Source organism: Mesorhizobium loti (assembly GCA_014189435.1).
Taxonomy (GTDB): Bacteria; Pseudomonadota; Alphaproteobacteria; order Rhizobiales; family Rhizobiaceae; genus Mesorhizobium; species Mesorhizobium loti_G.
In genome coordinates this window covers 1,827,834-1,854,121 of the sequence record CP050293.1, presented here as the reverse complement: position 1 = coordinate 1,854,121, position 26,288 = coordinate 1,827,834, and the positions used below count along the sequence as shown (strand labels likewise).

22 protein-coding genes, 1 tRNA gene and 2 pseudogenes are annotated in these 26,288 nt (G+C 62.6%); 6 read left to right on the top strand and 19 right to left on the bottom strand.

What is annotated here, in order from left to right; all coding sequences use genetic code 11:
• Positions 1-215: 215 nt before the first annotated feature.
• On the bottom strand, positions 216-602 hold the full coding sequence (locus tag HB777_08940; protein QND64020.1) for a MerR family DNA-binding transcriptional regulator: 387 nt from the start codon (positions 600-602) through the stop codon (positions 216-218).
• 156 nt (positions 603-758) lie between these two features.
• Positions 759-2,177: a magnesium transporter gene (mgtE, locus tag HB777_08935; GenBank protein QND64019.1), complete on the bottom strand. Its 1,419-nt coding sequence runs from the start codon at positions 2,175-2,177 to the stop codon at positions 759-761.
• 365 nt (positions 2,178-2,542) lie between these two features.
• On the opposite strand from mgtE, the gene HB777_08930 reads away from it, so the two are divergent.
• The 5 genes and pseudogenes from HB777_08930 to sucD all read left to right on the top strand — a co-directional run bounded on the left by HB777_08930 (position 2,543) and on the right by sucD (position 7,664).
• Complete coding sequence (locus tag HB777_08930) at positions 2,543-3,247, top strand: response regulator transcription factor (protein ID QND64018.1); 705 nt, start codon at positions 2,543-2,545, stop codon at positions 3,245-3,247.
• A gap of 199 nt (positions 3,248-3,446) precedes the next feature.
• Positions 3,447-4,571, top strand: coding sequence for an aminotransferase class V-fold PLP-dependent enzyme (locus tag HB777_08925; protein ID QND64017.1), 1,125 nt, complete (start codon positions 3,447-3,449; stop codon positions 4,569-4,571).
• 14 nt (positions 4,572-4,585) lie between these two features.
• On the top strand, positions 4,586-5,548 hold the full coding sequence (locus HB777_08920) for a CoA ester lyase (protein QND64016.1): 963 nt from the start codon (positions 4,586-4,588) through the stop codon (positions 5,546-5,548).
• Positions 5,549-5,566: 18 nt separating this feature from the next.
• Positions 5,567-6,750: pseudogene (locus tag HB777_08915) on the top strand (malate--CoA ligase subunit beta).
• A gap of 14 nt (positions 6,751-6,764) precedes the next feature.
• On the top strand, positions 6,765-7,664 hold the full coding sequence (gene sucD, locus HB777_08910; GenBank protein ID QND64015.1) for a succinate--CoA ligase subunit alpha: 900 nt from the start codon (positions 6,765-6,767) through the stop codon (positions 7,662-7,664).
• A 164-nt stretch (positions 7,665-7,828) separates the two neighbouring features.
• On the opposite strand, the gene HB777_08905 is transcribed toward sucD, so the two are convergent.
• Positions 7,829-7,913 (bottom strand) — tRNA-Leu (locus HB777_08905).
• Positions 7,914-8,148: 235 nt separating this feature from the next.
• Here HB777_08905 and lipB point away from each other — a divergent pair.
• The gene (lipB, locus tag HB777_08900; GenBank protein ID QND64014.1) at positions 8,149-8,892 is read left to right on the top strand and encodes a lipoyl(octanoyl) transferase LipB; all 744 of its coding nucleotides are present in this window, start codon (positions 8,149-8,151) and stop codon (positions 8,890-8,892) included.
• 21 nt (positions 8,893-8,913) lie between these two features.
• Here the strand turns inward: lipB and HB777_08895 are convergent, their stop codons facing one another.
• From HB777_08895 to nuoH, 16 genes and pseudogenes are all read right to left on the bottom strand, one after another.
• Entirely contained in the window at positions 8,914-10,164 is a 1,251-nt protein-coding gene (locus tag HB777_08895) for a site-2 protease family protein (protein QND64013.1), read from the bottom strand.
• Between the two features lie 542 nt (positions 10,165-10,706).
• Positions 10,707-11,458 (bottom strand): IS5 family transposase gene (locus tag HB777_08890; GenBank protein ID QND64012.1). Its coding sequence is split into 2 segments (ribosomal slippage): positions 10,707-11,128 and positions 11,128-11,458, totalling 753 coding nucleotides; the frame shifts between segments, so codons are not numbered across the junction.
• Positions 11,459-11,512: 54 nt separating this feature from the next.
• Positions 11,513-12,193, bottom strand: a complete 681-nt coding sequence (locus HB777_08885; protein QND64011.1) for an ABC transporter ATP-binding protein — start codon at positions 12,191-12,193, stop codon at positions 11,513-11,515.
• On the bottom strand, positions 12,193-13,479 hold the full coding sequence (locus HB777_08880; GenBank protein QND64010.1) for a lipoprotein-releasing ABC transporter permease subunit: 1,287 nt from the start codon (positions 13,477-13,479) through the stop codon (positions 12,193-12,195). Before HB777_08880 ends, HB777_08885 begins: the two co-directional genes overlap by 1 nt.
• A complete protein-coding gene (locus HB777_08875) occupies positions 13,476-14,804 on the bottom strand; it encodes a proline--tRNA ligase (GenBank protein QND64009.1) in 1,329 nt (442 codons plus the stop codon). The genes HB777_08880 and HB777_08875 overlap by 4 nt, the downstream gene beginning before the upstream one ends.
• Positions 14,805-15,341: 537 nt before the next feature.
• Positions 15,342-15,626, bottom strand: a complete 285-nt coding sequence (locus tag HB777_08870; GenBank protein QND64008.1) for a DUF1467 family protein — start codon at positions 15,624-15,626, stop codon at positions 15,342-15,344.
• Positions 15,623-16,027: a methylmalonyl-CoA epimerase gene (gene mce, locus HB777_08865; GenBank protein ID QND64007.1), complete on the bottom strand. Its 405-nt coding sequence runs from the start codon at positions 16,025-16,027 to the stop codon at positions 15,623-15,625. Before mce ends, HB777_08870 begins: the two co-directional genes overlap by 4 nt.
• Positions 16,028-16,137: 110 nt before the next feature.
• Positions 16,138-17,808 (bottom strand): ribonuclease J, encoded by a 1,671-nt coding sequence (locus tag HB777_08860; GenBank protein ID QND64006.1) that lies wholly within the window; start codon positions 17,806-17,808, stop codon positions 16,138-16,140.
• Between the two features lie 118 nt (positions 17,809-17,926).
• A pseudogene (locus HB777_08855) lies at positions 17,927-18,747 on the bottom strand (biotin--[acetyl-CoA-carboxylase] ligase).
• A gap of 5 nt (positions 18,748-18,752) precedes the next feature.
• Positions 18,753-20,189 (bottom strand): NADH-quinone oxidoreductase subunit NuoN, encoded by a 1,437-nt coding sequence (gene nuoN / locus HB777_08850; GenBank protein QND64005.1) that lies wholly within the window; start codon positions 20,187-20,189, stop codon positions 18,753-18,755.
• A 19-nt stretch (positions 20,190-20,208) separates the two neighbouring features.
• Positions 20,209-21,714 (bottom strand): NADH-quinone oxidoreductase subunit M, encoded by a 1,506-nt coding sequence (locus HB777_08845; protein QND64004.1) that lies wholly within the window; start codon positions 21,712-21,714, stop codon positions 20,209-20,211.
• Complete coding sequence (nuoL, locus tag HB777_08840) at positions 21,714-23,687, bottom strand: NADH-quinone oxidoreductase subunit L (protein ID QND64003.1); 1,974 nt, start codon at positions 23,685-23,687, stop codon at positions 21,714-21,716. The genes HB777_08845 and nuoL overlap by 1 nt, the downstream gene beginning before the upstream one ends.
• A gap of 10 nt (positions 23,688-23,697) precedes the next feature.
• On the bottom strand, positions 23,698-24,006 hold the full coding sequence (gene nuoK / locus HB777_08835) for an NADH-quinone oxidoreductase subunit NuoK (protein ID QND64002.1): 309 nt from the start codon (positions 24,004-24,006) through the stop codon (positions 23,698-23,700).
• 1 nt (position 24,007) lies between these two features.
• On the bottom strand, positions 24,008-24,628 hold the full coding sequence (locus HB777_08830) for an NADH-quinone oxidoreductase subunit J (protein QND64001.1): 621 nt from the start codon (positions 24,626-24,628) through the stop codon (positions 24,008-24,010).
• A gap of 124 nt (positions 24,629-24,752) precedes the next feature.
• Positions 24,753-25,244, bottom strand: coding sequence for an NADH-quinone oxidoreductase subunit NuoI (nuoI, locus tag HB777_08825; protein QND64000.1), 492 nt, complete (start codon positions 25,242-25,244; stop codon positions 24,753-24,755).
• A complete protein-coding gene (nuoH, locus tag HB777_08820) occupies positions 25,244-26,287 on the bottom strand; it encodes an NADH-quinone oxidoreductase subunit NuoH (GenBank protein QND63999.1) in 1,044 nt (347 codons plus the stop codon). The genes nuoI and nuoH overlap by 1 nt, the downstream gene beginning before the upstream one ends.
• Between the last annotated feature and the right edge of the window lies 1 nt (position 26,288).

Sequence of the window (26,288 nt, the reverse complement as noted above, 5' to 3'; positions counted from 1 at the left end):
TCGGCGATTAGCCGAAACATCCATCCCGTCGTCATCCACGGGCGAAGCAAGGAGCGTAGCGACGCAGCGCAGACCCGAGGATCCATGCCGCGACGTTAAAGCGTTGAAACGGTGCAGAATTCTGCACCGCGGCACTCCAGACCAATGTCACGGAATGGATTCTAGGGTCTACGCGACGGAGCTTCGCTCCTGCTCCGCCCTAGAATGACGAAGGTTCAAGTATTCACACCAAGCTCGACCAACCGCTCCACACAAGATTCCTCGGCCTGGTCGAGTTCGGCCAGCGTCTCCTCGAGGTCGCGGCGCTTCTGGCGCAGGTCCTCGCGCTTTTCCTCGATGCGCTTGATCATCAGCTTGAGTTGACCGACCTCGCCGGGCGGCGCCTTGTACATCTGGATGATTTCGCGGATCTCGTTGATCGAGAAGCCGAGCCGCTTGCCGCGCATGATCTGGCGGATGAGGTGGCGGTCGGACGGGCGAAACAGCCGCGTGCGGCCACGCCGCACCGGCTGCACCAGCCCCTCGTCCTCATAGAAGCGCAGCGTCCGCGTCGACACGTCGAACTCGCGAGTCAACTCGGTGATCGAATAATATTCTCGCATTATCACTCCCGCATGCCGGAATCCCGGGCGATCGCCATGCGGCGTCGCCCTTCCGTCCCGAACCAAAACCCATGCCATGCCGGAATCGACATTGGCGCCCCGCGCAAGCCTCGCATGGCATTTACGTAAAAGTCAATTGAGGCACGCCCGATGCCTTCAGGGCACACCGAACCACCATGTGGCAATGCCGAGAAAGGCAAAGAAGCCGACGACATCGGTAACCGTGGTGACGAAAACCGCCGATGCGACCGCCGGATCGACCTTGAAACGGTCGAGCAGCAGCGGGATCAGGATGCCGGCCAAGGCGGCCGCGAACATGTTGATGATCATCGCCGCTGCGATGATGCCGCCCAGATTGGGGTCGCGGAACCAGGCTGCGGCCACGATGCCGATCAGGATGGCGAAGACGATGCCGTTGATGAAACCGACGCCCATCTCGCGGCGAATGATGCGGCCGGCATTGTAGATATCGATATCCTTGGTCGCCAGCGCCCGCACCGTCACGGTCATGGTTTGCGAGCCGGCATTGCCGCCCATGCCGGCGACGATCGGCATCAGCACCGCCAGCGCCACGATATGCTCGATCGTACGATCGAACAGACTGATCACCGATGCGGCCAGGAATGCCGTCAACAGATTGATCAACAGCCATGGAACGCGCGAGCGCGAGGTGGAGAAAACACTGTCGGACAGTTCTTCATCGCCGACGCCGCCCATGCGCATCAGATCTTCCTCGGCCTCCTGCTGGATGACATCGACGACGTCATCGATGGTCAGCACGCCGACCAGCCGCTCGTTTTCGTCGACGACGGCGGCCGACAAAAGGTCATACTGCTCGAATTCCCGCGCCGCCTCTTCCTGGTCCATCGTGGCGGGAATGGCGTGCCGTGTCTCGTGCATCACCTCCTCGACCTTGACCGAGCGCCTTGTGCGCAGGATCTGGTCGAGATCGATGGCGCCGAGCAGCTTGAAGGTCGGATCGATGACGAAGATCTGGCTGAAGCGCTCAGGCAGGTTCTTGTCTTCGCGCATGTAGTCGATGGTCTGGCCGATCGTCCAGAACGGCGGCACCGCGACGAACTCGGTCTGCATGCGGCGGCCGGCCGTCTCTTCGGGATAGTCGAGCGAGCGGCGCAGCCTGATCCGCTCGGTGAACGGCAGCTGCGACAGGATCTCGTCCTGGTCCTCCTTCTCGAGGTCTTCGAGAATGTAGACGGCGTCGTCGGAATCGAGCTCCTGCACCGCCTGGGCGATCTGCGCATTGGGCAGATTGTCGACGATATCCATGCGGATCGCCTCGTCGACCTCGGTCAGCGAGGAGAAGTCGAAGTCGGCGCCCAGGAGCTCGACCAGCGCGCGGCGCTGTTCGGGATGCAGCGCCTCGAGCAGGTCGCCGAGTTCCGACTGATGCAGGTCGTCGACTTCATGCTTGAGGGTCAGCGTATCGCGGTCGGCGATCGCGGCACCAATCCGCGCAAGGAAGGACGAAAGGACGGCGCCGTCCTCGCCATAGATATCAGCGTGATGCTCCTCGGCGGCCCTGGCGCCGGTCGTCCGTTCGTCCTGGCCTTCCACCAGCGCCTCCCGCCATCGCAATCCCGGAAAAGGTGCGTCTCAGGTCTAGAGCATCGGCCCCCAAAGTGGAAACCGGTTTTGGGGAAAATCCGACGCTCATTCCAGAGATAGCGCGGCAGCATGAATCGATTTGGGAATTTGTCGCCCTAACGCACGGAATATCAAACGAAATGCCCACTCTCCTACCTGGTTCCCTTCACCGGGAGACGGTATTGCCGATGCCCGACCTGGAATGCCGATCCCGTCAAAACCAGCGGGATACCGGTTCAGGGGACGCGACAGCGCATGTCGCTGGGGAAAGAGCACCCTTGTGCGGTTGCGGCGATTGTCATGGCACAGGGTCCGGATATCAGCCGGATCCGCCCATGTCCGCAACCGGTCCAGAACGGAAGCCCTTGAGCGCAAGGTCGGCGACAACGAACAAGGTCACATCAGGACAGCAACGCGTTCGCGTCGTTGTCGCCGAGCGCAATCCGCTTGTCATCTCGGCGCTACGCGAAATGCTGGAATGCGACGGACGTTTCGAATTGCAGGGCACTGTCCAGAGCGGCAAGCAACTCCTGGAACTGGCGGTGAAGACCAAATTCGATGTCGCCGTCATCGGCTGGAGGCTCGCCGACATGGACGGCGCGGATGTTCTGGCCGAGGTCCAGAACCGCAAGCTCGATATGCGTATCACGGTGTTTTCCAACGACCATGACATCGGCATCCTGAAGCAGTGCGTGCGGCTCGGGGCTCAGGGCTACTGCTTCCAGTTCGACGATCCGCATATTATCTTCGAGACGATCCTGGCGGTCGCGCATGGCCGCATCTGCATCCCCTATATCGACATCAACAAGGTCAACGACACGCCTTTGGCGCAGCTCACGGTGCGCGAGCGCGAGCTGCTGGCGGTGCTTTCCGACGGCTGGACCAACCTTCAGATCGCGACGCGCACGGGAATTTCCGAGAATACGGTGAAATACCACCTCAAGAATCTTTACGACAAGCTTGACGTCCGCAACCGGGCGATGGCCGTCGCCCTCTATTCGAGCGAGAAGCGCCGCAGTCCCAGACTGCCTGTCGGGTAGGCCCAATGGGTAGGCCGACCGGGTAGGCTCGCCCCACCCGCGCGCGGCGAGAACTTACCCACCAAGGTGTTGTTGCCCCTCGCCGTCGAGACGACACTCCCTCCATAAATCTCAAACATCGGAGGAGTTCGCGCATGGCTGGGTTCACCCACCTTTTATTCCAGGACCCACCAACATTCCCGAGCAGGTCCGGCAAGCGATGAACCTGCCGATGGAGGACATGCGCGCCGCCTCGTTCCCAGATCTCACCCTGCCGTTGTTCGAGGACATCAAGAAGGTCTTCAAGAACGAAACCGGCCGCGTCTTCATCTACCCGTCGTCGGGCACCGGCGCCTGGGAGGCGGCCATGACGAATGTGCTCAGCCCCGGCGATCGCGTGCTGATGTCGCGCTTCGGCCAGTTCTCGCATCTGTGGGTCGACATGGCCGAGCGCCTCGGCTTCGAGGTCGACGTTATCGACTGCGAGTGGGGAACCGGCGTGCCGCTCGACCTCTATGCGGAAAGGCTGAAGGCGGACAAGGCACATCGCATCAAGGCGGTCTTCTGCACGCAGAACGAGACCGCGACCGGCGTCACCAGCGATGTCGCCGGCTGCCGGGCCGTGCTCGACGCGGCGAACCACCCTGCCCTGCTGTTCGTCGACGGTGTGTCGTCGATCGGTTCGATCGACTTCCGTCAGGAAGAATGGGGTGTCGACTGCGCCGTCAGCGGCTCGCAGAAAGGTTTCATGCTGCCGGCCGGCCTCGGCTTCCTCTCAGTCAGCAAGAAGGCGCTCGTCGCTTCCAGGGTCGCCTCTCACCGCCGCTGCTTCTTCTCGTTCGAGGACATGATCCGCGCCAACGACGCCGGCTATTTCCCCTATACGCCGGCCACGCAACTGCTGCGCGGCCTGCGCGCTTCGCTCGATCTGATCGCCGAGGAAGGGCTCGACAACATCTTCGCCCGCCACCATCGCCTCGCCGAAGGCGTGCGCAAGGCGGTCGACGCCTGGGGGCTGAAGCTCTGCGCCAAAGCGCCGAAATGGCACTCCGATACGGTCAGCGCCATCCTGGTGCCCGAAGGCATCGACAGCGCCGACATCGTCAAGCGCGCCTACGGCACCTACCAGACGTCACTCGGCGGCGGCCTCAACAAGGTGATGGGCAAGGTCTTCCGCATCGGCCATCTCGGCTGGCTGAACGAGGTGATGGTGCTGGCATCACTGTCCGCCGCCGAACTGGCGCTGCTCGACTGCGGCGTCAAGCTGGCGCCGGGTTCCGGTGTCGGTGCAGCGATCGCGCATTTCCGCCGCTCGCCGCAGTCCGCCATCGCCGAAGCCGCCTGATCCGGGAGCGAGCCATGAGCCACACCATCAACCATCTGAAGAAACTGAGGCTGCAGCGCAGCGAACTTGCTGTTCCCGGCTCCAGTCCCGAGATGATCGAGAAGGCGGCGAACAGCGCCGCCGACTTCGTCTTCCTCGACATCGAGGACGCGGTGGCGCCGCCGGACAAGGAACGCGCCCGCAAGAACATCATCCAGGCGCTCAACGACATCGACTGGCGCGCTAAGGGCAAGACCGTTTCGGTGCGCATCAACGGCCTCGACACGCACTACATGTATCGCGACGTGGTCGACGTGATGGAACAGGCTGGCGACCGGCTGGACACCATACTGGTGCCGAAAGTTGGCGTGCCGGCCGACCTCTATATGGTCGAAGCCATGGTCAACCAGATCGAGATGGCCAAGGGTTTTAAGACCCGCGTCGGCCTCGAAGCCCTCATCGAGACGGCGCTCGGCATGGCCAATGTCGAGGCGATCGCCGCTACATCAGGCCGCCTGGAGGCAATGCATTTCGGCGTCGCCGACTATGCAGCCAGTTGCAAGGCGCGCACCGTCAACATCGGCGGCCTCAATCCCGACTATCCGGGCGACCAGTGGCATTTCGCTCTGTCGCGGATGACGGTTGCCTGCAGGGCCTACGGCCTGCGCGCCATCGACGGGCCGTTCGGCGATTTCTCCGACCCTGAGGGCTACATCGCCGGCGCAAGGCGCGCCGCGGCATTGGGCATCGAAGGCAAATGGGCGATCCATCCCTCGCAGATCGCGCTCGCCAACGACGTCTTCTCGCCGCCGGAAAAGGAAGTCACTCGCGCCAGGCGCATCCTCGAAGTGCTGAAGGAGGCCGAGGCGCAGGGCAAGGGCGCGGCGGCACTCGACGGCAAGATGATCGACGCGGCGTCGGAACGCATGGCGCGCAATGTGCTGGTGGTCAACGAAGCCATCGAACGCGCCGGCCAAGCACACGCCGCCGCACACTGAAAGCTTTGGGAGGACAAGATGGACATTCACGAATACCAGGCCAAGGAACTGCTTGCCCGCCACGGGATTCATGTTCCGCGCGGCGGCCTCGCCTACAGCCCCGAACAGGCGAGCTATCGGGCGCGCGAGATCGGCGGCAGCAAATGGGTGCTAAAGGCGCAGGTTCATTCCGGCGCGCGCGGCAAAGCCGGCGGCATCAAGCTCTGCGCCAACGACGAGGAGATCGCCAACGCGGCCGAAGCCATGCTCGGCCGCAAGCTCGTGACCCAGCAGACCGGCCCGCGTGGCAAGCTGATCTCGCGGCTCTATCTCGAGGAAGCCGTCGACATCGCGCAGGAGCTCTATCTCGGCTTTGTACTGGACCGCAAGGAAGAGCGCGTGATGATCGTGGCGTCGGCCGCCGGCGGCATGGAGATCGAGGAGATCTCTGAAAAAAACCTGATTCCATCATCCGCGCCACGGTCGATCCCGGTGTCGGCATGCAGCGCTTCCAGGCGCGGGAGATCGCCTTCGGGCTCGGCCTGGACCAGAATCTGATCGGCAAGGCAACCGAAACCATCTTCAGCTGCTACCAGGTGTTCCGCGACTATGACGCTTCGATGCTTGAGATCAATCCGCTGGTGGTGACCCGCGACGGCAATCTCGTCGCCCTCGACGCCAAGATGTCGTTCGACGAGAACGCGTTGTTCCGGCGGCCGGAAATCTCCGAGCTGCGCGACAAGAGCCAGGAAGACCCGCGTGAAACCTTCGCCAGCGACCGTGGCCTCTCCTATGTCGGCCTCGACGGCAATATCGGCTGCATCATCAACGGCGCCGGCCTCGCCATGGCGACGATGGACATGATCAAGATCGCCGGCGGCGAGCCGGCCAACTTCCTCGACATTGGTGGCGGCGCCTCGCCCGAGCGGGTGGCGAAATCCTTCCGCGCCGTGCTCGGCGACAAGAATGTCGAGACCATACTGGTCAACATCTTCGCCGGCATCAACCGCTGCGACTGGGTCGCTGAAGGCGTCATCAAGGCGATACGCGAGGTCGGCGTCAACGTGCCCTTGGTGGTCCGGCTTTCCGGCACCAGGGCCGAGGAAGGCCGCCGCATCCTGGCTGATTCCGGCGAGGCGGTGATCGTCGCCGACACGCTGGCCGAAGCCGCCGAGAAAGCCGTCGCCGCCTGGCGCGCGGCCACCAAGAAAAAAGCAGCCTGAGGGAGGTCGAGAAAATGGCAATCCTGCTCAACCGCAGCACCCGCGTCATCGTCCAGGGGTTTACCGGCAAGATCGGCAGCTTCCATGCCGACGACATGAAACGCTACGGCACCAAGCTGGTCGGCGGCGTCACGCCCGGCAAAGGCGGCCAGAAGCATCTCGGCCTGCCGATCTTCAACACCGTCAAAGGCGCGGTGCGCGAGACCCGTGCCGAGGCCAGCATCGTCTTCGTGCCGCCCCCCTTCGCCGCGGACTCGATCATGGAAGCCGCCGATGCCGGCATCAAGCTGTGCGTCTGCATCACCGATGGCATTCCCTCGCAGGACATGATGCAGGTGAAGCGCTACATGCGCCGTTACCGCTTCGAGGACCGCATGCGGCTGATCGGGCCGAACTGCGCCGGCGTGATCACACCCGGACAGGCACTGATGGGCATCATGCCGGGTAACATCTATCTCCCCGGCCGCATCGGCATCGTCGGGCGCTCGGGCACGCTCGGCTACGAGGCAGCCTCGCAGATGAAAGCACTTGGCATCGGTGTCTCGACCAGCGTCGGCATCGGCGGCGATCCAATCAACGGCTCGTCCTTCAAGGACATGCTGAAGCTGTTCGAACAGGACGACGAGACCGATGCCGTGGTTATGATCGGCGAGATCGGCGGACCACAGGAGGCGGAAGCCGCGCTCTGGGCCCGCGACAACATGCGCAAGCCGCTGATCGCCTATATTGCCGGGCTTTCCGCGCCGAAGGGCCGGCGCATGGGCCATGCCGGCGCCATCATCTCCGCCTTCGGCGAGTCGGCGCAGGAAAAGGTCGAAATCCTGAAAGAGGCCGGCGTCGTCATCGTACCGACGCCATCTTCCTTCGGCGAGGTCGTGGCCGACACCCTGGCCCGGATGAAGAAGGCCGCCTGACCGCCACGAGCAAGCCCACTTTCCGGGGCAACTGAAAAAGCGAAGCGGCGGCGGGTCTGGATGACCCGCCGCCGCTTCCGTTTCGATCCTCGGCAAGCCGTGTGGCCGCGACGTGTCGTCGCTTGCCGCCTCGGCTCGCCAGAAGCAATCTGTCAGGGAAATCTTGGTGCGGTCGAGAAGACTCGAACTTCCACGGGTTGCCCCACAGCGACCTCAACGCTGCGCGTCTACCAATTCCGCCACGACCGCACGTGGTAGAGCCGGAACCGACCGGCTCGCGGCGTGTAGCAAATCGTTTCCGGCGAAACAAGTGCGCGGCAAGCAATAATATCAGGCGATTGGCATAATGCTCCGCAGGGCTCGAATGCAGTGCCGGAACTGGACGTTTCGGCCCGATATCGCCATATGGAGGACAAATGCATGTCGCCCAAAAGTGCAAGGCGGTTTTGGGGCCACGACAGGTAGAAGCAAAAAGCGACACGTCATGCCAGAACGCAGCCAGATCGCCACGTCGTTCCTGCCGCTCCCCGGTTCGGCACCGGTCGATTGGCGCATTGAGCCCGGCCTCACCGCCTATCCCGATGCGCTTGCCTTCATGGAGGCGCGCGCCGAGGCGGTCCGTAGCGGGGCTGCCGGCGAAATGGTCTGGCTGGTCGAACACCCGCCGCTCTACACCGCCGGCACCAGCGCCCGCGGCGAGGACCTGATCGACGCCAACCGCTTCCCGGTCTTCGCGGCAGGACGCGGCGGCGAATACACCTATCATGGGCCGGGCCAGCGGGTCGCCTATGTGATGCTTGATCTCAAGCGGCGGCGCGAGGATGTTCGTGCCTTTGTCGCCGCGCTCGAACAGTGGATCATCGGCACGCTCGCCGCCTTCAACGTGCATGGCGAACGCCGCGAGGACCGGGTCGGCGTCTGGGTGGTGCGGCCGGATCGCCCCTCCTTGCCGGACGGCTCGCCGGCCGAGGACAAGATCGCGGCGATAGGCATCCGGCTGCGGCGCTGGGTAAGCTTTCACGGCATCGCCATCAATGTCGAGCCGGATCTCGACCATTTCAGCGGCATCGTGCCCTGCGGCGTGCAGGACCACGGCGTCACTAGCCTCGTCGACCTCGGCCTTCCCCTGACTATGGCCGACCTTGACCTGGCGCTGAAATCCGCCTTCGAGGATGTTTTCGGTCCCGCCACGGTTTTGCCTGTCGAAGCGGCGCGCAAGGCCGGTTGAACTTTCCGGTCGGGGAACGGCTCAGATCAGCTGCGCGGAGGCCCACAGAACGCCGTAGCCATGGATGGCGAACACCGCCAGCAACGCCGCCGCCATGGCGAAGCGGTCTATGGTATGGATCGGCTTCAGCTCGTGACGCGGCTTTACCCCGCTGCTCATCGTCAGCAGGCTGAGGATCGAAAACACCGCTCCTGTCGCGAGCAGGAAATTGGAGGAAAAGCCGGCCTGCCAACCCACAGCCAGAAAGGCCGAGAGCAGGAAGAACGATGCCAGCGACAGCGCGATCGGCCCCGGGCAGATCTGGCGCAGCACCTGACCGCCGTCGAACTTCCACACCGGCACCAGATTGGCGATGTTGAACAGGGCGGCAAAACCAGCCAGAGCCGCCAGCAGCATTGCCGCCAGCCGATGTCCTTCAGCGCCGGCAAAGGTACTTGCGGCGATTGCGATCGGCACCAGGAAGGCGGAGAAGCCGGCGCCCATCAATGCCACGAAGGCGACCTCGAAACGGCTGTCATAGGGCCGGCCGCCAATGGCGATGCCGCCGAGCAGCGGGATGAAGATCATCCGCGCCCTGTTGTGGCCCATCAGGCGAAACGCCGCCATATGGCCGAGCTCATGCAGGGCGACCACCGATGTCAGGATCGCGGCGAGCGCCAGCCCGCCGAAATGAAGGCCGAAGAACGGCCACAGGATCAATGCCGACAGCGCGGCGAAGCCGACCTGGCTCAGCGGATGCTCGAACCAGCCGCCCTTGCGATACTGCCCGGTCCGCGCCCAATGCTGCAGCTTGGAGAGTTCACGGCGCATGGCGAAATAGCGGAAGACCAGGAAGGCAACGCCGCGGTAGCGATCGGTCTGGCTGAGGGTGACCCGCGTACCATTGCCGTTGGAGACGAGTTCGGTGGTTTCGCGAAAATCCTTCCAGAACGAAGCGTCGAGCGCGGTGTCCTCGAGGACCCGCATCGAAAAGCTGCTGCCCTCGACCACCTCTTCAAACCGCGACTTGCGCTCGATCGGCTTGCCGTCGCGGCCTTCCCAGGACAGCATGATTCGAGCCACGCCCTCACCGTCCGGCGCTTCGGCCGAGAGTATCTCGCCGGACCAGCCGGCATCGTTGCCAATCGGCCACAGCGCCTGCCAGAGGCGCTGCCGGTCCGCTGCTATCACGCGGCTGAGCCGGACCGTGCGCAGACCAAGCGGCACGGTCATCAAGAGAAAGATCAGCCCGAGATTGCTGGCCACGAGAATGGCCGTGACGATGGGCGACACGCGACGTTTCTCCCTGTCTTTCAGGGCACCCTAACGTCGCGGCGGCAAGAAAAGCTTAACGGCGGAACGGGTCATAGCCCGCTCAGAATCACGGCGGCGAATGCCGCCAAATCACATGGCTCCGATCCAAATCGCCATGGAAACGAGGAAGGTGCTCATGCAAACCAGTGAGATGACATCCTGAACCAGATCGGTCATAACTCTCTCCTGTTGTTGATATGTTCGTAGTTTGTTCTAATTTTGTTTCAATGTCAACGAGCACAATCCGGCCGCGACAGAATTTTCCGGCGATCAAATCGGCAGGGTTAAGGAAAGGTTGACGGGCGAACGAAGGTTGCCCAGCGCCCACCAGGGCACGTCGAGACTCAGGTCAGGCCAAGCCGAAAATGGTGGATTTCGGGGTCGCCTTGCGACGAGCGGAGCGTACTTTTGGGTACGTGAGCTCAGTTCTACCGCGACGCGGTAGAACGGGGAAGCGCAGGAGCCGGCTTTCGCGGGCCGGCCTCACCTGGGTATCGCCGTGCCCTAAGGCTTGTTGAGATTCAGCGTGAGTTTATGACGGCGGCTGCGAGATTGATGAAGGCAGCGAAGCTCTGATCGGTTTTATCGGCTCGCATGGCGATACGCTTGAATTCCTTGAGTTTGCAGAAGAAGTTCTCGATCAGGTGGCGCCATTTGTAGAGTTCCTTGTCGAGCGGCAGGGGAAAAGTACGACGTGAGTGCTGTGAAATAACGATCTTGGCGCCGCGCTCATTCAGGTCGGCAATGATGGTGTTGCTGTCGAAGGCTTTGTCGGCGATCAAGCCGCCGAAGCAGACGCCACCGATAAGCGGCGCGACGCCCACCGTATCGAACCGCTGGCCGGGCAAGAGGACAAAGCGCACCAGATTTCCAAGTGCATCGGTGAGCGCCAGAATTTTGGTGGTCATACCGCCCTTGGAGCGGCCTATGGCCTGGCTTTGAGTCCCCCTTTTGCGCCCTGTCCATGGCGGTGGACCTTGACGATGGTGGCATCGACCATGGCGTATTCCATGTCCGGTTCATCCGAACAAGCCTCGAAAAGCCGAATGAAAACATCGGCTTTGACCCAATCGCGGTAGCGTTTGAAAACGGCGTTCCAGCCTCCGAAGAAGGCTGGAAGATCACGCCATGGACTTCCTGTCCGCACGATCCAAAGCAAGGCTTCGATGAAGCGGCGATTGTCACTCCCACTTCGTCCGGGATCGGTTGGTTTACCCAGGCAATGCGGTTCCATCTTCGCCCATTGGGCGTCCGTCAGCACAAATCGTTCCATCCAAAGCTTGAATCACGATCCAAGCTCAGAGGGAATCCTGAATCTCAACAAGCCTTAGAGCGGCACGACCTTGCCGTCGGCCAGCGTGACGCGCCGGTCCATGCGCGATGCCAGTTCGTGATTGTGGGTGGCGATCAGCGCCGCGAGGCCCGATTGCTTGACCAGCGCCGCCAGCGCCTCGAACACATAGGAGGCGGTGACCGGGTCGAGATTGCCGGTCGGCTCATCGGCCAGCAGCACCAACGGCGCATTGGCGACCGCACGCGCAATGGCGACGCGCTGCTGCTCGCCGCCGGAGAGTTCGGATGGCCGGTGCGATGCGCGCTTGCCGATCTGCATGTAATCGAGCAGCTGCGCCGCGCGCTCGGCCGCGTCCTTGCGGCTCAGCCCTTTGATGAGCTGCGGCATCATGATGTTTTCCAGCGCCGAGAATTCTGGCAGCAAATGATGGAACTGGTAGACGAAGCCGACATCGTTGCGGCGGATCGCCGTGCGCTCGTCGTCGGAGAGCCGCCCGCAGGCACGGCCGGCCAGAATGACGTCGCCGGCGTCGGGACGCTCCAGCAGGCCGGCAGTGTGCAGCAGCGTCGACTTGCCGGTGCCCGACGGCGCCACCAGCGCCACCATCTCGCCGCGCTTCAGCGAGAAATCGGCGCCGTTGAGAATGGTGAGCTTGCGCGGCCCCTGGACATAGTGCCGCTCGACGCTCTTCAGCTCGATAATGACCTCGGCCACTACTCGTACCTCAAGGCTTCGACCGGATCGAGACGCGCGGCCCGCCATGCGGGAAACACCGTTGCCAGGAAGGACAGGCCGAGCGCCATCAGGATGACATAGGTCGTCTCGCGCGGATCCATCTTCGCCGGCAGCTGGCTGAGGAAATAGAGTTCCGGGTTGAACAGCACCTTGCCGGTCATCCAGGAGAAGAACTGGCGGATCGATTCGATGTTGGTGCAGATCAGCACGCCGAGCAGCACGCCGGCGAGCGTGCCGGTCACGCCGATCGCCGCCCCCGTCATCAGGAAGATGCGCAGGATGGCGCCACGCGACGCCCCCATGGTGCGCAGGATGGCGATGTCATGCCCCTTGTCCTTCACCAGCATGATCAGGCCGGAGATGATGTTGAGCGCCGCCACCAGCACGATCAGCGTCAAGATCATGAACATGACATTGCGCTCGACCTGCAGGGCGGAGAAAAAGGTCTCGTTGCGCTGGCGCCAGTCAACCATGTCGATCGGCCGCTGCGCCGCCGCCTCCACCTTCGGTTTCAGCGCGTCGACATCGTCGGGATTGTCGACATAGATCTCGATCGTCTGCGCTCGCCCGTCCATGTTGAAATAAAGCTGCGCTTCGGAGAACGGCATGTAGACGATGGAGGTGTCATATTCGGACATGCCGACTTCGAAGATCGCCGCGATCTTGTAGCCCTTCATGCGCGGCGTCGTGCCAATCGGGGTCACGTCGCCGTCCGGCGAGATCAAGGTGATGGTGTCACCGAGCGTCAGGCCGAGATTCTCGGCCATGCGCTTGCCGATCGCAACGCCCTCGCTGGTGTCGAAATCGGCGATCGAGCCCTGCTTGATGTTGCTGGCGACGATGGCGATCTTGCTGAGATCCTCACCGCGTATGCCGCGCACCAGCGCTCCGGTGCCGCCGCCGACATTGCCCTGCGCCAGCACCTGGCCGTCGATCAGCGGGATGGCGTATTTGACACCCGGCACGCCATTGATGCGGCTAGCGACCTGAGCATAGTCCTCCAGCGGCGAATCGAGCGGCTGCACGATCAGATGGCCGTTGACGCCAAGGATGCGCGTCAACAGCTCCGCCCTAAACCCGTTCATCACCGCCATCACCACGATCAGCGTGGCGACGCCCAGCATGATGCCGAGGAAGGAGATCGAGGCGATCACCGAGATCACCGTCTCCTTGCGCCGCGAACGCAGATAGCGCCAGGCGACCATGCGCTCGAAGATGGAAAAGGGTCCGGCGCCGACCGATCTTGCCGCCACCGCCTCGCTCATGCAGCGACACCGAAGCGCTTTTTCGCGTCCGCGATCGGCAGCGTCTCGCGCTCGCCGGTCTTGCGATTCTTAATCTCGATCTCGCCGGCAGCGACACCACGCGGCCCAACTATCACCTGCCATGGCAGGCCGATCAGATCGGCGGTGGCGAACTTGCCGCCGGGCCGCTGGTCGGTATCGTCGTAGAGCACGTCATTGCCGGCGGCGACGAAAGCGGCATGCAGTTCGTCGCAGACGCGGTCGCATTCGGCGTCGCCCGCCTTCATGTTGATCAGCCCGATGTCGAACGGCGCCACGGCTTCCGGCCAGATGATGCCGTTGTCGTCATGGCTGGCCTCGATGATCGCCGCGACCAGGCGCGAAGGACCGATGCCGTAGGAGCCGCCGGAGACGAAATGATCCTTGCCGTCAGGCCCGGTCACCTTGGCGCCCATCGGCTTGGAATATTTGTCGCCGAAATGGAAGATGTGGCCGACCTCGATGCCGCGCGCCGAAACCTTGTCGCTCTCGCCGATCTTTTCCCACGCCGCCTCGTCATGCATCTCGTCGGTGGCGGCGTAGGGCGTCGTCCATGTCTTGACGATGTCGGCAATCTCGGCGTCGTTGGCAAAGTCGGTGTTGGCGCCGGGCACATCGAGCGAAAGATAGTCGCGGTGGCAGAAGACCTGGCTCTCGCCTGTGTCGGCGAGGATGATGAATTCATGGCTGAGATCGCCGCCGATCGGCCCGGTGTCGGCCCGCATCGGTATGGCCTGCAGCCCCATGCGCGTAAAAGTCCTGAGATAGGACACGAACATCCTGTTGTAGGCCGCCTTGGCGCCCTCGAAGTCGAGGTCGAAGGAATAGGCGTCCTTCATAAGGAACTCGCGCGAACGCATGACGCCGAATCGCGGCCGCACTTCGTCGCGGAACTTCCACTGGATGTGGTAGAGATTGAGCGGCAGGTCCTTGTAGGACTTCACATAGGCGCGGACGATCTCGGTGACCACTTCCTCGTTGGTCGGGCCGTAGAGCATGTCACGGTCCTGCCGGTCCTTGATGCGCAGCATCTCCTTGCCGTAGTCGTCATAGCGGCCGCTTTCGCGCCACAGGTCGGCCGACTGGATGGTGGGCATCAGGATTTCCTGCGCACCGGCGCGATTCTGCTCCTCGCGGATGATGCGGCAGACCTTGTCCAGCACACGCTTGCCGAGCGGCAGCCACGAGAAACTGCCCTGCCCCTGCTGGCGGATCATGCCGGCGCGCAGCATCAGCCGGTGCGAGACGATTTCAGCCTCGCGCGGATTTTCTTTGAGGATGGGCAGGAAAAACTGCGACAAACGCATGGACAGGTCCGTGAGTGAGGATGGCCGCGTCAGAATCGGCGCGGCTTTGGCTTGCTTGACCCGGCTTCATAGCCATTTCATGGCGGAATGGGAACCCAAACCCGGCGTCGCAGTGCCGCACGCGTCTTACTGGACGTTTCGAAAGCAACGCCTGCCGCACTATTGTGCAGTGCAGCACGAGAATGCCCGTTTCGAGGCAAAATTCTTCGTGACATTTTCATTCGCGTTAGGCTAATGTGCCCCGATAACCGAGAGGGCAGAAAAAATCTGCTCTCCTACGCGGTCAAAGTCTTGGGAGGATGCGATCTAGGCGCGGTTACTCGCTGCCGCCGGAAACCGGAAACAGATCGGACGCGTTTAAATTGCAAGGCCTTGTGCCTTGCATTTTTTTGTGCAATCATCCGCTTAGCGCAACGAATTGCCAAACCACCTTACCCTGCGTCAGCGCTCCCCCAACCGCAAAACGGCACCGCATTCCCGTCCGAAACCGCAGGGTTTCGACGGATCAAAACACCGTTGTCGGACAGTCTATTTGGACTATTTGGCTGGCGTCTGGCCGAAATCCGGTACGATGTGCGGGATGTCGTTGAGGCTGTATCCCAGGCCGTGCGTCAGGCCATAGAAAATGCCCATGAGGATCGCGGTGGCGACGGTGGTGCGGATCACGGCGCGCAGCATGTGGGGGCCGCGCGGCGCGCTCGGAACCGTGCCCAGCGTCACATCGTGATCGTCGTCCTGCGTCTTCACGCTGAACGGCAGCACGGCAAACAGCACCACCCACCAGGTCGCGAAGAACAGGGCGGTGAACGAAACCCAGCTCATGATTGCTCCAGTTCGATCAGCGTGCCGAAGAAATCCTTCGGATGCAGGAACAGCACCGGTTTGCCATGGGCGCCGATCTTCGGGTTGCCGTCGCCCAGCACACGGGCGCCGGCAGCCTTGAGCTGATCGCGCGCGACCAGGATGTCATCGACTTCGTAGCAAAGATGGTGCATGCCGCCGGAAGGGTTCTTCGCCAGGAAAGCGGCGATCGGCGACCCCTCGCCCAAAGGCTCCAGAAGTTCGATCTTGGTGTTGCCGACATTGACGAACACCACCGTGACGCCATGCTCCGGCAGCGCCTGCGGCTCCGTCACCTCGGCGCCCAGCGTGTTGCGATAGGCGGCGACGGCAGCTGTCAGCTCCGGCACCGCAAGCGCGACATGGTTCAGACGTCCGAGCATAGGTTTTTCCTCAGGGCAGTAAGGCAGTATGGCAATAGGGGGAAAGCTGACCGTGCCTCGTATCGAAATCCCTACTGCCCTACTCCCTTATTCCCCTACTCCCTTGTTCGTCACCTCGTGACGAACACCGTCACCAGCGGCTTCTTGCCCCAGGCTTCGTTGGCGGCGCCACGCACCGCGCGCCGTACCGCTTCCTGCACCAGGTCGAGGTCTTTTCGGCGCTGGCGGGGGATCGAGTCCACCGCGCCGATTGCCGCATCGATCATCAAATCTTCCAGCGTCTCGCCACGGCCATCGGCCTCGGCGACGCCGATGGCGACCAGATCGGGGTCTCCGGCAAGTTCATATTTGTCGTCGAGCACGACATTGACCGCGACATGGCCGGCAAAGGACAGTTTGCGCCGGTCGCGGATGCCCATAGCCTGATCGGTGCCGATCAGTCTGCCATCCTTGTAGATGCGGCCGAACGGCACCTGGTCGATGATGGTGGCGGGGCCGGGAGCGAGCCGCAGCATGTCGCCGTCGCGCACCTGCGCCACCTGGCCGATGCCCGATGTCGACATCAGCGATCCCTGCGCCACCAGATGCGCCGCCTCGCCATGCACGGGAACGCCGATCTGCGGGCGCACCCATTCATACATCTTGCGCAATTCGCTGCGCCGAGGATGGCCGGAGACATGCACCAGCGCATCACCATCCTCGATGATCTTGACGCCGAGATCGATGAGGCGGTTCTTGATCTCGAGGATCGCCTTCTCGTTGCCGGGAATGGTACGCGAGGAAAACACCACTGTGTCGCCTGCCGTCAGCGACACTGACTTCATCTCCTCGCGCGACAGCTTGGCCAATGCGGCCAGCGGCTCGCCCTGGCTGCCGGTGCAGATGATGACCAGGTTTTCGCGCGGGATGAAGCCAAAATCCTCTTCGGCGATGAACTCCGGCAGACCGTCCATGTAACCGAGTTCGCCAGCCACATCGATGACCCGCTTCAGCGAGCGGCCGAGCACCAGGCACTGGCGGCCGGCATCGCGTGCCGCCCTGGCTATGGAGACGATGCGTCCGACATTGGAGGAAAACGTGGTGACGGCGACGCGGCCCTTGGCAGCCTGGATGACGCCCTTGAGGCCCTCGCCAACGGCCACTTCCGAAGGCGACTCGCCTTCGCGCAGCGCATTGGTCGAATCGCAGATCAGCGCCAGAACGCCCTTGTCGCCATAGGCGCGGAAACGCGCCTCGTCGGTCTTCGGCCCGATCGTCGGCTCCGGATCGATCTTCCAGTCACCGGTGTGGATGACGGTGCCGGCCGGCGAGGTGATCGCCAGCGACATCGGTTCGGGAATCGAGTGCGCAACCGGAATGGCTTCGATCTCGAAGGGGCCGACGGTGAATTTCTCGCCCGCTTTGTAGATCGTCACCGGTATTTTCGGCGCGCCCTGCTCGCCTTGCCGCTTGGCTTCGAGCAAGCCGGCGCTGAACGGCGTCATCCACACCGGCGCCTTCAGCTTCGGCCAGGTGTCGAGCAACGCGCCGTAGTGATCTTCATGCGCATGCGTGATGATGATGCCGCGCAGATTGGCGAGGTTCTCCTCGATGAAGCGCGTGTCGGGCAGCACCAGGTCGACGCCGGGCAGGCTGGCATCGGGGAAGGTCACGCCGACATCGATGACAATCCATTCGCGCGCACTGGGCGGGCCGTAGCCGTAAAGAGCGAAGTTCATGCCGATCTCGCCGACGCCGCCGAGCGGCACGAAGACGAGTTCGGCGTTTTCCGCTTTCGCCATGATTTTTCCCTTCCTGGCCCTCAGGCCAAGTCCATAAAGCAATTCCAGGAAAAGTGTCTAACGGTTTTCCCACCAGAATTGCGCAAAAACAAACACTTAGAGCCGTTTGCGAACAGCTCTAGGCTCTGGCCGAAGCGACCGCGCCGAAATGCACGTCGCCGGCGGCGATCGTCAGAACCGAACCTTCATCGTCGCGGATCACGAAACGGCAGTCTTCGTCAATGGTTTCAAACACCCCACGCACCACATTACCGTCAATCCTGACAGCAACCTCGCCGCCGAGCCCCGCCGCGCGAGCCAACCACCGTCGCCTGACGGCGGCAAGTCCGCGCCCCTCATCCCACACCCTTGCATTCTCGCTCCAGGCATCCGACAGCGCCAGGAATAGTGTTTCCGCGTCGCATGCCGCACCCAGCGCGCCGAGTGATGTTGCGGGATAAGGCAAATCCTCGGGGTATGCCACCACATTGACGCCGATGCCGACCGCCACCGCGAAACGGCCGCCTTCCAGGATGGCCGACTCCAGAAGGATGCCGGCCAGCTTGGCGCCGGAGGCAAGCACGTCATTCGGCCATTTCAGCTCGAAACGGTTTTTTCCTCACTGGCGCCGTCGAGGCCGATGGCGATCCGGCCCTTCGGCACCACGGCGTCGAGCGCATCGGCCAGCGCCAGTCCTGCGACGAAGCCCAGCGTCGCGGCAAGGCGAAGCTCTGCCTTGGTGATGACAAGCAGCGTCGCCGCGAGGTTGCCTTCAGGCGTCGCCCAGACACGGCCGCGCCGGCCACGCCCGCTTTCCTGCTTCTTGGAAACGACCCACAATTTGCCCGGGTCGCCTGCCCTTGCGTGATCCAGCGCCAGCGCATTGGTGGAGCCGACGCTGTCATGCGCCTCGAGCCGGAACCCTTCCGACGCCGAGGTTGGAGCCAGCCGAAATCCCATGCCGTCTAGAAAAACGTCTTGGCGGCGGCTTCGGCATAGGTGCCGATCGGTCCGCCGATCAGCACATAGAACAGCACGAAAGCGCCGGAGACGCCGAGCACGACACGCAATTCCGTCGCCATCGGCACAAAGCCGCCGACCGGTTCGTCGAACCACATGATCTTGATGATGCGCAGATAGTAATAGGCGCCCACCACCGAGGCCAGCACGCCGATGATCGCCAGCGCATAGAGGTTGGCGTTGATGGCGGCGAGGAAGACGTACCATTTCCCCCAGAAGCCGGCGAGCGGCGGGATGCCTGCCAGCGAGAACATCAGGATGGTCAGGATCGTCGCCATGATCGGATTGGTCGACGACAGGCCGGCCAGGTCGCTGATCTGCTCGACATTGCCTTCCTTGCGCCGCATGGCGAGGATGAAGGCGAAAGTGCCGAGCGTCATCACCAGATAGATCAGCATGTAGATGGCAACACCGCGCACGCCAGCCTGGCTGTTGGCGGCAAGGCCGACCAGTGCGTAGCCCATATGGCCGATCGAGGAATAGGCCATCAGCCGCTTGATGTTGGTCTGGCCGATGGCCGCGAAGGCGCCCAGCGCCATCGAGGCGATCGAGATGAAGACGATGATCTGCTGCCAGTCGGAGGCGATCGGCTTGAACGCGCCCATGGTGACGCGCACCATCAGCGCCATAGCCGCCATCTTGGGCGCCGCCGCCAGGAAGGCCGTCACCGGCGTCGGCGCGCCCTCGTAGACGTCCGGCGTCCACATGTGGAAGGGCACCGCCGAGATCTTGAAGGCAAGGCCGGCCAGAACGAAGACGAGGCCGAAAACGAGGCCGAGCTGGCGCTCGCCGCTGCCGAGCGCGGACGCGATCTCCTGGAAGCCGGTGTTGCCGGTGTAGCCGTAAACCAGGCTGATGCCATAGAGCAGCATGCCCGACGACAGCGCGCCGAGGACGAAATATTTCAAGCCCGCCTCGGTCGAACGCAGGTTGTCGCGATTGATCGCGCACAGCACGTAGATCGCCAGCGACTGCAGTTCGAGGCCGAGATAGAGCCCGATCATGCTGTTGGCCGAGATCATCAGCATCATGCCGAGCGTGCTGAGCAGGATCAGCACCGGATATTCGAACTTGTCGAAATGCTCCGCCTTGGCAAAGCGCATCGACATCACCAGCGTCACCGCCGAGCCGACCAGCGCCAACACCTTCATGAAGCGGGCAAAGGAATCCTGGATGAAGGCGTTGCCGTAGGCGCTGCCCTGCCCGGTTTGGAAGATGAGCCAGGCGCCCGCGACCACGAGCACGGCGACCGCAAGGCCGGTCACCGTGTTGGCGGTGTTGGCGCGCGAATAGGCGCCCACCATCAGCAGCGCCAGCGCGCCGACGGCAAGGATCAGCTCTGGCGTCGAGAGCGACAGGCTGGAGAGAAGGTCCGGCGTCATGGTTCGCAAAACCCTTGGGTTAATTCGCCGCCGCGGTCTGCGCGGCGCCGATGGATGCAGTGACATTGGTGACGAGCGATTTGACCGATTCGGCCGTCGCGTCGAAGACGGGTGCGGGATAGACGCCGAAGAAGATGACCAGCACGACCAGCGGGTAGATGATCACCTTCTCGCGCGGCGACAGGTCGAGCAGGCCCTTCAGGCTGTCCTTGGTCAGCGCGCCGAAGATCACCCGGCGATAGAGCCAGAGCGCGTAGGCCGCCGACAGGATGACGCCGGTGGCGGCGAAGAACGCCACCCAGGTGTTGACCCGGAACACGCCAAGCATGGTCAGGAATTCGCCGACGAAGCCGCTGGTGCCGGGCAGGCCGACATTGGCCATGGTGAAGATCATGAACACGGTGGCGTATTTCGGCATGTTGTTGACCAAGCCGCCATAGGCCGCGATCTCGCGTGTGTGCATGCGGTCGTAGATGACGCCGACGCACAGGAACAGCGCACCGGAGACGAGGCCGTGGCTGAGCATCTGGAAGATCGCGCCCTGCACGCCTTCCTGGTTCATGGCGAAGATGCCCATGGTGACGAAGCCCATATGGGCGACGGACGAATAGGCGATCAGCTTCTTCATGTCCTCCTGCATCAGCGCCACCAGCGACGTGTAGATGATGGCGACGACGGAGAGCGTGAAGACCAGCGGCGCGAACATCTCGGATGCCAGCGGAAACATCGGCAACGAGAAGCGCAGGAAGCCGTACCCGCCCATCTTCAAGAGGATGGCGGCCAGGATGACCGAACCGGCCGTCGGCGCCTCGACGTGCGCGTCGGGCAACCAGGTGTGCACCGGCCACATCGGCATCTTCACCGCGAAGGAGGCGAAGAAGGCAAGCCATAGCCAGGTCTGCATGCTGGCCGGGAAGTTGTGCGTCAGAAGCGTCGGGATGTCGGTCGTGCCGGACTGGTAGAACATCGCCATGATGGCGAGCAGCATCAGCACCGAGCCGGCCAGCGTGTAGAGGAAGAACTTGAACGAGGCATAGACGCGCCGCTTGCCGCCCCAGACGCCGATGATGATGAACATCGGGATCAGGCCGGCTTCGAAGAAGACGTAGAACAGCACGATATCGAGTGCGCAGAACACGCCGATCATCAGTGTTTCGAGCAGCAGGAAGGCGATCATGTAGGCCTTGACGCGCTTCTCGATCGATTCCCACGAGGCCAGGATGCAGAGCGGCATCAGGAAGGTCGTCAGGATGACGAACAGCATGGAGATGCCGTCGACGCCCATATGGTAGGAGATGCCGGAGTCGAGCCAGGCCACCTTCTCGACGAACTGGAAGCCGGCCTGCGAATTGTCGAAGCCGGTCCAGATGAACACCGAGATGATGAACGTGAACGTCGTCGTCAACAGCGCGATGGCGCGGATGTTGCGGCGTGCATTTTCGCTGTCATCGTTGATGAACAAGATAAGCAGCACACCAACCAACGGCAGGAAGGTGACCAGCGAGAGGATTGGCCAGGCGGTCATCAGAGCATCATCCAGGTGACGAGTGCGGCAACGCCGATCAGCATGGCGAAGGCATAATGGTAGAGGTAGCCGGTCTGCAGCTTGACGACCCGGTTGGTGACATCGACGACGCGCGCCGAAATGCCATCAGGGCCAAGGCCGTCGATGATGGCGCCGTCGCCGGTCTTCCACAGGAAATGGCCGAGGCGCTTGGCGGGCCGCACGAACAGGAAATCGTAGAGCTCGTCGAAATACCACTTGTTGAGCAGGAAGGCGTAGAGCAAGCGATGGTTGGCGGCGACGCTTCGGGGCAAATCCGGTGACCGGATGTAGAACTTCCAGGCCAGCGCGAAGCCGATCAGCATGGCGATGAAGGGCGACAGCTCGACCCACAGCGGCAGTTCGTGAATCTCGTGCAGGATGTGGTTTTCCGGCAGCGTGAACAGGGACGCCTTCCAGAACTCGGCATAGCCCTCGCCGATGAAGGCGCCGTGGAAGATGATGCCGGCAAACAGTGCGCCTGCCGCCAGGATGAACAGCGGCACCAGCATCACCGGCGGCGATTCATGGACATGGTGCATCACCTCGTGGCTCGCCCGCGGCTTTCCGTGGAAGGTCATGAAGATCAGCCGCCATGAGTAGAAGGAGGTGAAGCAGGCGGCGATGACCAGCAACACGAAGGCCATGCCGGCAACCGAATTGTGGCTGGCAAAGGCGCTTTCGATGATGGCGTCCTTGGAGAAGAAGCCGGCGGTGCCGATAACCGTCACCGGGATGCCGACGCCGGTCAGTGCCAGCGTGCCGATCACCATCATCCAGTAGGTGGTCGGGATCAGCTTGCGCAGGCCGCCCATCTTGCGCATGTCCTGCTCGTCGGAGACGGCATGGATGACCGAGCCCGAGCCGAGGAACAGCAGGGCCTTGAAGAAGGCATGCGTGAACAGGTGGAAGATCGCCGCGCCATAGGCGCCGACGCCGAGCGCGACGAACATGTAACCGAGCTGCGAGCAGGTCGAATAGGCGATGACACGCTTGATGTCGTTCTGGACGAGACCGACCGTGGCCGCGAAAAAGGCGGTGAAGGCGCCGATGAAGGTCACCACTGTCAGCGCCGAATGCGACAGTTCGAACAGCGGCGACAGACGCGCCAGCATGAACACGCCGGCCGTCACCATGGTGGCGGCATGGATCAGTGCCGAAACCGGCGTCGGGCCTTCCATGGCATCCGGCAGCCAGGTGTGCAGCGGCACCTGCGCCGACTTGCCCATGGCGCCCATGAACAAGAGCAGGCAGACGACCGTCATGGCCGCCTGCTTGTCCAGCGCATGACCAAGGAAGGTCAGCACGGCGGCGCCCTGTGGCGAGCCTTCAGCGGGAATGAACGTTGCCGCATTGGCGAAGATGGTGCCGAGATTGACCGAGCCGAACAGCACGAACAAGCCGAAGATGCCGAGGGCGAAGCCGAAATCGCCGACGCGGTTGACGACGAAGGCCTTGATTGCCGCGGCATTGGCCGACGGCTTCTTGTACCAGAAGCCGATCAGCAGGTAGGAGGCGAGACCAACCCCTTCCCAGCCGAAGAACATCTGCACGAGGTTATCCGCCGTCACCAGCATCAGCATGGCGAAGGTGAACAGCGACAGATAGGCGAAGAAGCGCGGCCGGTTCGGATCGTGGTGCATGTAGCCGATCGAATAGATATGAACCAGCGCCGACACGGTGTTGACCACCACCAGCATCACCACCGTCAACGTGTCGATCCGCAGCGCCCAGGACGCTTCCAGTCCGCCTGACTGGATCCAGCGCAGCACCGGCACGGTGAACACCTCGCCATGGCCGAAGCCGACGGTGAAGAAAGCGACCCACGACAGCACCGCCGCGATCACCAGGAAACCGGAGGTGATGTATTCGGACGCCTTGGCGCCGAGCGACGTGCCGAACAGGCCGACGATCAGGAAGCCGAGCAGGGGAAGGAAGACGATGGCCTGATACATGGTGGTTCCGTCAACCCTTCATCATGTTCACGTCTTCGACCGCGATCGAGCCGCGGTTGCGGAAGAAGACGACGAGAATGGCAAGCCCGATGGCGGCCTCAGCCGCCGCGACCGTCAGCACGAACAGCGCGAACACCTGGCCGACCAGATCGCCGAGTGCCGCCGAAAAGGCGACGAAATTGATGTTGACCGCAAGCAGGATCAGCTCGACCGACATCAGGATGACGATGACGTTCTTGCGGTTCAGGAAGATGCCGAACACGCCGAGCGTGAACAGAACAGCCGATACGGTCAGATAATGCGCGATGCCGACAACCATCTCAGAGTCCCTCGCCTGTCTTGACCTTGCGGATTTCCATGCCGGTCGCCGGCGTGCGGCCGACCTGGGCTGCGATCGACTGCCGCTTGACGCCAGGTTTATGGCGCAGCGTCAGCACGATGGCGCCGATCATGGCCACCAGAAGCACGAGGCCCGAAATCTGGAAGTAGTAGAGGTAGTCCGTATAGAGGATGTCGCCGAGCGCGGCCGTGTTGGTCCGCGTCGCGAGATCCGGAATGGGCTTGGAGATCGTCGAGGCAAGCTGCGGTGCGAAGGTGTAGCCGCCCAGCACGACGATCAGCTCCGCCGCCAGGATCAGACCGACCAGCGCGCCGATCGGTGCATATTGCAGGGCGCCTTCCTTCATCTCGGCGAAATCGACGTCGAGCATCATGACGACGAACAGGAACAGCACCATCACCGCGCCGACATAGACGACGAGCAGGATCATCGCCAGGAACTCGGCGCCGGTCAGCATGAACAGCCCGGCGGCATTGAAGAAGGTCAGGATCAGGAACAGCACCGAATGCACGGGGTTGCGCGACGAAATGACCATGAACGCCGACGCCACCGCGACAAAGGCGAAGAGGTAGAAAAAGGCCGCCTCTAGTCCACTCAGCATGGGGTTCCCCCGGGTTCCTATCCGAAACAGGACGTTCGTCCTGTTCGATTTTTGCGACCGCCTCCGGTCGGCAAGTTGCGTGTTTCCTTAGACGAGGCCCCTCGCCCCGTCCATGCGTCAAATATCAGCGGTACGGCGAGTCCAGCGAGATGTTGCGCGCCAGTTCGCGCTCCCACCGGTCGCCATTCGCCAACAGCTTGTCCTTGTCGTAGTAAAGTTCCTCACGCGTCTCCGTCGCGAATTCGAAATTCGGCCCCTCGACGATGGCGTCGACCGGGCAGGCTTCCTGGCAGAAGCCGCAATAGATGCACTTCACCATATCGATGTCGTAACGCACCGTGCGGCGCGTGCCGTCATTGCGGCGCGGGCCGGCCTCGATGGTGATGGCCTGCGCCGGGCAGATCGCCTCGCACAATTTGCAGGCGATGCAGCGTTCCTCGCCATTGGGATAGCGGCGCAGCGCGTGCTCGCCCCGGAAGCGCGGGCTGGTCGGCCCCTTCTCGTGCGGATAGTTGATCGTCTCCTTCGGCGCGAAGAACTGGCGCATCGACAGGAAGAAGGCGCTGACGAAATCCTGCAGCAGCAGCGATTTTGCGGCTTGGGACAGAGCGGACATCACGCAAACCCCGTGATCTTGAGGAAGGCTGCGGTGGCGACCACCATGAACAGCGAGATCGGCAGGAACACTTTCCAACCAAGCCGCATCAGCTGGTCGTAACGGTAGCGCGGCACGAAGGCCTTCACCATGGAGATGCCGAAGAACACGAAGCAGACTTTCAGCACGAACCAGATGACGCCCGGCACCCAGGTGAACGGCGCGAAGTCGAAGGGCGGCAGCCAGCCACCGAGGAACAGGATGGTGGCCAGCGCGCACATCAGCACGATGGCGACATATTCGCCGAGGAAGAACAGCAGGAACGGTGTCGACGAATATTCGACCATGTGGCCGGCGACCAGTTCCGATTCGGCTTCCACCAGATCGAAGGGCGGGCGGTTCGTCTCGGCCAGCGCCGAGATGAAGAAGATAATGAACATCGGGAACAGCGCCAGCCAATTCCAGTCGAGGAAGGTGTTGGGCAGGCCAAGCCGCGTACCAATTCCATCATGCTGCGACAGCACGATATCGGTCAAGTTGAGCGAGCCGGCGGTGAGCAGCACGGTGACGATGACGAAGCCGATCGAGACTTCGTAGGACACCATCTGAGCCGCCGAACGTAACGCGCCGAGGAACGGATATTTCGAGTTCGACGCCCAGCCGCCCATGATGACGCCATAGACCTCGAGCGAGGAGATGGCGAAGACATAGAGGATGCCGACATTGACGTTGGCGATCGCCCAGCCCTCGTTGACCGGAATGACCGCCCAGGCGGAGATCGCCAGCACCGCCGAGACCAGCGGCGCCAGCAGGAAGACGCCCTTGTTGGCGCCCGAGGGAATGATCGGTTCCTTGAAGACGAATTTCAACAGATCGGCGAAAGCCTGCAGCGTACCCCAGGGGCCGACGACGTTCGGGCCGCGGCGCAGCTGCACCGCCGCCCAGATCTTGCGATCGGCGTAGAGGATGTAGGCGACGAAGACCAAAAGCACGACGATCAACACGACCGACTTCAAGAGGATCAGCAGCGCCGGCAGCACGTAGAAGGAGAAGAAAGTGTCCATG